At 47.1% G+C, this 8,489-nt stretch carries 6 protein-coding genes; 2 read left to right on the top strand and 4 right to left on the bottom strand.

Annotated elements, in window-relative coordinates; translation table 11 throughout:
* Positions 1-73 precede the first annotated feature (73 nt).
* From JGK14_RS23160 to JGK14_RS23170, 3 genes are all read right to left on the bottom strand, one after another.
* Complete coding sequence (locus tag JGK14_RS23160; RefSeq protein ID WP_325315535.1) at positions 74-1,480, bottom strand: family 2B encapsulin nanocompartment shell protein; 1,407 nt, start codon at positions 1,478-1,480, stop codon at positions 74-76.
* Between the two features lie 444 nt (positions 1,481-1,924).
* Entirely contained in the window at positions 1,925-3,334 is a 1,410-nt protein-coding gene (locus tag JGK14_RS23165; protein WP_325315536.1) for a family 2B encapsulin nanocompartment shell protein, read from the bottom strand.
* 155 nt (positions 3,335-3,489) lie between these two features.
* Positions 3,490-5,757 (bottom strand): family 2 encapsulin nanocompartment cargo protein terpene cyclase, encoded by a 2,268-nt coding sequence (locus JGK14_RS23170; RefSeq protein WP_293195889.1) that lies wholly within the window; start codon positions 5,755-5,757, stop codon positions 3,490-3,492.
* Positions 5,758-6,209: 452 nt separating this feature from the next.
* Between JGK14_RS23170 and crtE the strand changes: the two genes are divergently transcribed.
* Together crtE and JGK14_RS23180 are read left to right on the top strand one after the other, a co-directional pair.
* Positions 6,210-7,139 (top strand): geranylgeranyl diphosphate synthase CrtE, encoded by a 930-nt coding sequence (gene crtE, locus JGK14_RS23175; protein WP_293176548.1) that lies wholly within the window; start codon positions 6,210-6,212, stop codon positions 7,137-7,139.
* 14 nt (positions 7,140-7,153) lie between these two features.
* Complete coding sequence (locus tag JGK14_RS23180) at positions 7,154-7,612, top strand: divergent PAP2 family protein (RefSeq protein ID WP_293176530.1); 459 nt, start codon at positions 7,154-7,156, stop codon at positions 7,610-7,612.
* 191 nt (positions 7,613-7,803) lie between these two features.
* Here the strand turns inward: JGK14_RS23180 and JGK14_RS23185 are convergent, their stop codons facing one another.
* Positions 7,804-8,307 carry a YbjN domain-containing protein gene (locus JGK14_RS23185; protein ID WP_293176532.1) on the bottom strand — a complete coding sequence of 168 codons (504 nt, stop codon included), beginning with the start codon at positions 8,305-8,307 and terminating at the stop codon, positions 7,804-7,806.
* Positions 8,308-8,489: the final 182 nt, after the last annotated feature.

Genomic DNA, 8,489 nt, shown 5'->3' on the forward strand with positions numbered 1-8,489 from the left:
ATCGATCGGCCACCGTAAAAGTCGGCGCGATCGACCTCGATCGCCGATCGATTAGTCCCAACCGGAATCCCTCCTAACGCCCGATTTCAACATCTTCAAGGATACCAAGTGCGTCAGGTACTAGCACGGCTGCGGAGTAATATGCAGTAACAAGGTAGGACATAATGGCCTTTTCACTAATACCCATAAATCTAACAGATAGGCCTGGTTGATATTCGTCGGGTATTCCTGTTTGCTGTAAACCGATCACGCCCTGATCTTCTTCACCAGTACGCATCACAAGAATAGAACTGGTTTGGTTTTTGGTGATGGGTATCTTATTGCAAGGAAGAAGAGGTACACCGCGCCACGCAATAACTTTACTTCCGTCCATGTCGATGTTTTGTGGATAGATACCGAGGCGGTTACACTGCCGGCCGAAGGCTGCAATAGTGCGAGGATGAGCTAGGAAGAACTTCGACTTTCTGCGGCGAGTAAGCAATTCATCTAAGTCATCAGGAGTAGGCGCACCAGTGCGGGGGTGAAGACGCTGTTTAAGATCGGCATTGTGCAGTAAACCAAATTCACGGTTATTGATCAATTCATATTCTTGACGTTCCCGTAATGCCTCAATCGTCAGACGTAATTGTTGTTCCATCTGATTCATTGGTTCATTATACAAATCAGCGACGCGAGTATTGATCCTTAACACAGTTTGGGCAATACTTAACTCATATTCCCGGGGAGAAAGTTCGTAGTCAACGAAAGTCCCTGGTAATTGAGTTTCTCCAGTATGTCCTGAAGATAAAGCAATGGTGGCTTCACCCTGCTTATTCTGTGGTAATTGTGCGCGAGTTACGGCTCGATCGATCTGAGTCTGCAAAGCCACCGACTGGTTCATAATTTCCCTAAACGCTTGTTGTGGTAAGCTTAATACTGTGCATCGAGTCACAGCTTTAACCGTAAACTTCCAATTGCTTTGAGACGCTACTAAAACCTCATCGCCAAAATGATCCCCATCAGCTAACGCGCCCAATAAAGGTTCTTCTTCATATTTGGGAAGACCAAATTTATTAACTTTACCATGAGCGATCAGGAAAAGCCGATCGACTGGTTGACCTGACTGCACGATGATATCATCGGGTGCAAACTCCTGTTGCACAAATCGACTGGCCAAAGCCGTCAACACTTCAACATCATCAAACCCTCGCAGCAAGGGTAATTCACAAAGTTCTTGGGGAATTACCTGGACAGTCGCGCCTGTATTGGTGAAAGTAATTCTCCCATCACCCACGGTATAGGTTAAACGACGGTTTACCCGATAATTACCACCTTTGATCTGCACCCATGGCAACATCTTCAACAACCACCGCGAGGTAATTTCCTGCATTTGCGGTGCAGATTTGGTTGTCGTCGCCAAATTACGGGCTGCGGCTGTACCTAAACTCAGTTGAGGTTGCTGACCTTCAACTTCCAAACTCGAATCATTAGAATATGTCATTACCTCATCCTTTACTTACTAACAAAAATACCCGCTCTAATAGGTGAGAGGTTAAGGCAATTGTTTTGTCAATAATTACTAGACATCTCCCATAATTATTGTGGAACAGGCATCTTGCCTGTTCCAGACAAGCTTTTTGAGAGAAGTCTACTGGATTTAACGCTTAAAATAGAGCGTAATTACCGATCGACAAAAATCATTTGCCTTAACCTCTCAGCACCAATAGACCTCTTAGACCTCTCCAAAAAAGCAAGTTTTGAACAGGCAGGATGCCTGTTCCACAATAATTATTGGAAAAGCAAGTTTTGAACAGGCAGGATGCCTGTTCCACAATAATTATTGGAGTTTTGAACAGGCAGGATGCCTGTTCCACAATAATTATTGGAAAAGCAAGTTTTGAACAGGCAGGATGCCTGTTCCACAATAAATATGGTCGAGGTCTAATTAACGACCGACTTCTACATCTTCGAGAATGCCGAGGGCGTCAGGTACTAGGACGGCTGCGGAGTAGTAAGCTGTGACGAGATAAGACATAATTGCCTTTTCACTGATGCCCATGAAGCGGACAGACAAGCTAGGTTGATATTCGTCAGGGATACCAGTTTGATGTAAACCGATAACGCCTTGTTTTTCAAGACCAGTGCGGAGTAAGAGGATAGAACTGGTGCGGGTATTTGTGATGGGGATCTTGTTGCAGGGAAAGATCGGTACACCACGCCAAGCCGGTACTTGGTGGCCGCCCATGTCAATGCTTTGTGGATAGATGCCTATGCGGTTACACTCGCGAGCAAAGGCAGCGATCGTGCGGGGATGAGCCAGGAAGAAGCCAGGGTCTTTCCATACCGTAGCCAGCAATTCGTCCATGTCGTCCGGCGTAGGTGCGCCAGTGCTACTGTAGATGCGTTGTTTGAGGTCGGCGTTATGCAGCAACCCAAATTCGGGGTTGTTGATCATTTCGTGTTCTTGACGTTCCCGTAATGCCTCAACAGTCAGACGCAATTGTTGTTCGGTCTGATTCATTGGTTCATTGTACAGATCGGCTACCCTGGTACTGATCCGCAACACGGTTTGGGCAATGCTCAAATCATATTGGCGGGGTGAGAGATCGTAATCAACGAAAGTACCAGGCAACTCAGTCTCGCCGCGATGACCGGCAGATACATTAATAGCAGCTTCACCTTCAGTAGTTTGTGGCTGGCTGAGGATGGCGCGGAACTTATCGACCTGATTTTGTAAAGCTTCGGACTGGTTAAGGATTTGCTCAAACGCCTGTTGAGGTAATCCTAATACGATACATCTGGTGACAGCTTTGAGGGTATACTGCCAGGTGTCTTGAGACTCTACTAGAGATTCATCACCGAAACGATCGCCATCAGCGAGTACATCTAAAACAACCTGTTCGTCATACTTGCCAAGACCAATCTTGTTAACTTTACCACGGGCGATCAATAATACTCGATCGGCTGCTTGACCTATTTCAACGATCGTGTCCCCGGCAGCGTACTCTTCCTGCACAAACTGGTTCGCCAACGCAGTTAAAACTTCTGTGTCCTCAAACCCTCTGAGCAATGGCAACTCAGTAAGTTCTTGGGGAATTACTTGTACAGTTGCGCCAGTGTTGGTGAAAGAGACTCTTCCATCACCTACGGTATAACTTAAACGACGGTTAACTCGATATACACCACCCTTTGTTTGCACCCACGGCAACAGTTTCAACAACCACCGTGAGGTAATTTCCTGCATCTGCGGTGCAGATTTGGTGGTCGTCGCCAAATTACGGGCTGCTGCTGTACTTAAACTCAACTGAGGTTGTTGATTCTCAACATCTGAACCCGAATCATTGGAATAGGTCATAACTTAATTCTTCACTTTCTAGTTACTCAAAAAACAACTTGGTTTTACTTCACCGAAGGGCGATCGAGAAAAACCTAAGTTAGCAAGACAGATTGTCTTGTAAAAAGAGACAATCAAATCGTATCTTTGACAAAAAGATACAATTCGATTCAAATTTACCGATTATTGGCCAAAAAACTGCTTGCACCGACCAAAGATTTGATGTGTGCTGCCGAAGTGCCAAACCCTGTGGGCCCGTTGAGCAGTCGCACTACTGGGGAAGCACTATTACGCAATTCAAATTCCTTATAGCGGTCTACTTTCGTATGCCACTTGAGTACGCCACACATCCATTGTTCTAGTTTCTCGACATATGCAAGCAGTTTCTCGCGAGTGCTTTCATCCAGGTTGAAATCCTCAAAAAGGGCTGGCAGTTCGGTGGCGACAATGTGTTGAAACTGCTGCGCCCGCGCGGTCATCAGATTGTTCACAATCTCGACAGCCTGGATCATATCGCAGTTGAGGAAATTCTGCACAACCAGTACGATATTATGGATTTCCCCTTCAAATTCGATTTCTTTCTGGTAGGAGAAGATATCGTTAGTGAAACAGGCAAAGTCGGCCGCGGAATTTTCCAGCGATCGCATTGGCCGGCTGTAGTAAATCTCCATTGGGATCTCGCCGCCCTGGGCTAGTCGAGACAAGCTCATTGTCAAATCCGAACCAAACGTCTTACGGCGCATTTCAATATAGTCGATCGGGTCTGGAATCCGATTTTGAGTTTGATTAGCCAGTTCCCACACCCAACTGTCAGTCATATCCTGGATCGCACGGCGGAACTCAGTCCGCGCATTAGCAGACATTGGCCCAGCAGTTCGAGACCAAATATCTGCCAAGCCACGTTCCACCGGATTAGTCGGCACCGCTGGGGGGGTGGAGTCGTCGAGAGGCATAAACGCCGACAGTCGGGCGTTGAACACTTTCGCGCCAGCCATGTCGCGGTTATTCCCGTAGAGTGCTGGGAAGTAATCATCGGCATAGGTTCCCCAAACCAGCCAGCAAGCTGTTAAATTTAGCTCATACTCAGACCCATTCGGATGTATCCACGCACCGCATAGGGCTACATCAGCAACATCAAACTTGTGGTCATTCCAGATGAAAGCATCAGGAATGCCAGGTAGTGAGTCCAGCATCCCCATTTGGCGCGCCCATTCCTTAGAATGATTCCGCGCTGCATCCAGATTGGGATTCAAAGTAGTAGAGAAGGGCATATAAAAATTGGGCAATTTCACTGGCCCTACAGCCTGGTAGGGAACGTGAGTAAAGCTCTTGAACCTTCCTAAACCCAAGTTGGCGTATAACGACTCAAGCCGCGCCGCCGATGTGCCTAGTCCAGTAGGCCCACCCAGAATCGTTGGTGTCGCAGAATTATCCGCTTCCTGTTTGTTCATATAGCGGCTCGATCGCATATGCCACTCGTGACCGCCCGACTGCCAGTCCTGAAGTCCTTTGATATAAAGGAGAACATGGGCACGCTCTACTGGATCTACTCCGTACTCCTCAAACAGGGAAGGTAACTCGGTGACAGCAGTATTATCAAACTGATATAACCGTGAGTTCAGCAGTTCATTAGTGAGGTTAGCCGCCTCTTGGGTACTCACATTGAGGAAGCGTTCTAAGACCAATACACAGTTCGAGTTCTCGCCTTCATCTTCTACTTCTCTTTGATAGGAGAATAGGTCGTTGCGTAGATGTACTCCATCGGCAAATGTTTCTTTCAAGACCCGCATTGGTCGAGTTGCGGCAATTTTGGCCGGAACTTCTACAAACGCGGCGTGTTCCACCAGATCCGCAGACCAGGGTGCGCCGCCAACTTTACGCCGCATCTCAATGTATTCGATGGGGTTGGCAATTCGATTTTGGTTGATATTGTCAAGTTCCCACATCGACTCATCCAAGAGGTTTTTGGTACTCTCAAAGAATCGTTGCCGCCATTCCACAGACTTAGTAAAGGCGGTGCGAGACCACAGGTTTGCCAAGCCCCGCTCTACTGGGTTGGTGGGAACGGGAGGGGTGTCGTTAGGGTAGATCGGCATAAATGCTGGCAGTCGATCGAGGTATTCCTTCGCCCCAACCATGTCTTGACTACGCTTGTAGATTTCCAGAAAGTGGTCGTCAAAAAAGAATACCCACACATACCAGTCGGTTACTAAGTCTAGTTCCGTTGCTGGTGCGTCTGGATGGGTATAGGAGCAAAGCAAGGCGTAGTCATGGGCATCGAATTTGCGTTCGTCCCAAATAGGCTGGCCTTGGGCTTCTTCTTTTGAGCCAAGTATCCCCATCTCGTAAGCCCATGCTTTGGAATGAACTCGCGCGGCTTCCAGATTAGGGTTCAGCCGCGCCGGCCAAGGCATATAAAATTCTGGCAATTTAAATGGTTGCATAATCGGCGTGTAACCTTCTGTTGAGTCTTATTGGTATTTTTGCCGACCAACGGCTGAGTTGTGGCGGTTGGCGATCGCTCTCGTCGGCCTAGCCAAGTCCAATATGTGGTTTGTGATTGTACAGTAGGCTAGTTCATATCCACGGTAGCGCTCGACTCAATAAAATTTAACAAAATAGTTTGGTGAAGCAGAGCGATCGATCGCACATCTCTTGACTGCTCAGAAAAGCAGATTCAGTCCCGAATCTGTTCCGGTGTCAACAACTTCATATCCCAACCCTCAAGCAAAACTAAATCCTTGACATCCACACTAATAAGTTTCTGTGCAACAACACCCGTAAAATGATTAAATTGAGTCTCAGATTTCGAGCGATCGCCCCCCTAAAAGTCGGCGCGATCGACCAAAACAACTCACAGTATCCTTTCGTCACATTCAGTACAAGAGAGCAAGGGATGGTATTTGCAGCAACAGAAATGGATTCGTCTCAACCGGAATCCGCTTTCGACTTATCTACTTACCTAGTCGAACAAAAAAAGGCGATCGAGGTAGCTCTCGACGGTGCGATCCAGGTCATCTACCCAGAGAAAATTTACGAAGCCATGCGCTACTCACTGCTAGCAGGGGGCAAACGGCTACGTCCGATCCTGTGTCTGGCTGGGTGCGAAATCGCCGGTGGCACTTCCCAAATGGCAATGCCCACAGCTTGCGCTTTGGAAATGATCCACACCATGTCGCTAATTCACGACGATTTGCCGGCAATGGACAATGATGACTATCGGCGCGGCAAACTGACTAACCACAAAGTCTACGGCGAAGACATCGCAATTTTGGCTGGCGATGGTTTGTTGAGCTATGCCTTTGAATTTATCGCCACTAAAACTGAGAACGTACCCCCCCTACAGGTGTTGCAGACGATCGCCCATTTAGCGCGGGCATCTGGCGCTGCTGGACTCGTAGGCGGTCAGGTACTTGACCTGGAATCGGAAGGATTGAAAGATGTTTCTATAGAAACTTTGACCTACATTCACGCTCACAAAACCGGCGCGCTGTTAGAAGCCTGCGTGGTTTGTGGGGGAATTCTGGCTGGGGCTTCTGCTGCGGATTTGCAGCGGCTTTCGCGTTTTGCTAAAAATATTGGGCTGGCTTTCCAGATAATTGATGACATTCTGGATATTACTGCTACTCAAGAAGAATTGGGCAAAACCGCTGGCAAAGATGTTCAAGCCGGAAAGGTGACTTATCCGAGTTTGTGGGGAATTGAGGAGTCTCGGCGCCAAGCCAAAGAGCTTGTTGCTGATGCTAAGGCTCAATTGGCAGTGTTTGGAAGTAAAGCCCAGCCTTTATTGGGAATCGCCGATTTTATTACCAGCCGCAGTAACTAGAAATACTAAAGAATATGCAGGAAATTTGCAGCGGCATCTTACACAATCATGTACTGATAGTTGCTTTGATCGCTTGTCTGTCGGCTCAAATCATTAAATTGCCGATCGAATTAATCAAAAATCGTAAGTTTAATCTGCGGTATTTGGTAACAACGGGCGGAATGCCCAGCTCTCACTCATCTTTTGTGGGCGCTTTGGCTGCGGGAGTCGGACAAACGATGGGATGGGAAAGTCCAGAATTTGCGATCGCAGCCATCTTTGCAATTATTGTCATGTACGACGCTGCTGGAGTCCGCCAAGCAGCAGGGAAACAAGCTCAAATCCTCAACCAAATTATCGACGAGTTTTTTGAGGAAGACCACAACTTTAATGAGGCTCGCCTGAAAGAGTTGCTGGGACACACTCCTTTTCAAGTGTTCGTCGGTTTGGGGCTGGGAATCGCGATTTCTTGGATCGCAGGGCCTGCATATTAGTCATTAGTCATTAGTTAACAGTTGACAGTTGACAGTTGACAGTTGACAGTTGACAGTTGACAGTTGACAGTTGACAGTTGACAGTTGACAGTTGACAGTTGACAGTTGACAGTTGAAATTACCAATGACCAATGACTAATTACCAATGACTAATGACTAATGACTAATGACTAATGACTAATGACTAATGACTAATTACCAAATTCTGCTTGCAGCAAGTCATCGTTGTCATCGGCGATGGTGGCTACAATAGTAATAGCGCGTGACATTTCCCCAGCAGAGATTTCGGCGATCGTCCGAGTTGATATTACGGCAACTTGGTTGTCAACGATCGCAAAATGAGATTCTAAAGTAGCCAGCCAATTCATTTCTAGCAGTTTCCGCATTAATTCAGCTTCATTCTTTGCCGGCAACTGAAGCACAAAAGCCCAAACAGTTAAAGTATCATTTTCGGTTTCGCCCGTGAGTTGCACGAACACTTCAACGCTCCCGTACTTGAATTTCCAAAGATGTCCGCCAGCTTCATTTTGACCGACCATCACTTTTTGGTCTACAGCCATGCTGGCAATCACAGTTTCAATTTCTTCGGCATAGCTCACTGCTGTGGCTTTTTCGACCTGCTCGGAGGCGATCGCGCTTTCGCTAGAGAGGCTTTCTGCGGAAGGTGTTTGTGGGTTTGGCTCGCTGTTAGTCATGATTAATATTTAAACGGAAAAGTGTTCCAATAATCTTTACCAATACAGTTTACTTCCTCTTCAGGACTTAGCAAAATAGGACTTTTGACACTCTCCGACCTGAAGGTGCGGAGATTCTTAAGAAGCTTTGACACTCTTAAATACGCTGTCAAGACACATCTAGACGTTCAAAACAACTACCT

The sequence above is a fragment of the Microcoleus sp. PH2017_28_MFU_U_A genome (assembly GCF_020738035.1).
In the GTDB taxonomy this organism is placed as follows: Bacteria; Cyanobacteriota; Cyanobacteriia; order Cyanobacteriales; family Microcoleaceae; genus Microcoleus.

Coding starts and splice junctions, on each gene's coding strand:
- crtE (WP_293176548.1), top strand. CDS start 6,210: ATGGTATTTGCAGCAACAGAAATGGATTCGTCTCAACCGGAATCCGCT.
- JGK14_RS23170 (WP_293195889.1), bottom strand. CDS start 5,757: ATGCAACCATTTAAATTGCCAGAATTTTATATGCCTTGGCCGGCGCGG.
- JGK14_RS23185 (WP_293176532.1), bottom strand. CDS start 8,307: ATGACTAACAGCGAGCCAAACCCACAAACACCTTCCGCAGAAAGCCTC.
- JGK14_RS23165 (WP_325315536.1), bottom strand. CDS start 3,334: ATGACCTATTCCAATGATTCGGGTTCAGATGTTGAGAATCAACAACCT.
- JGK14_RS23180 (WP_293176530.1), top strand. CDS start 7,154: ATGCAGGAAATTTGCAGCGGCATCTTACACAATCATGTACTGATAGTT.
- JGK14_RS23160 (WP_325315535.1), bottom strand. CDS start 1,480: ATGACATATTCTAATGATTCGAGTTTGGAAGTTGAAGGTCAGCAACCT.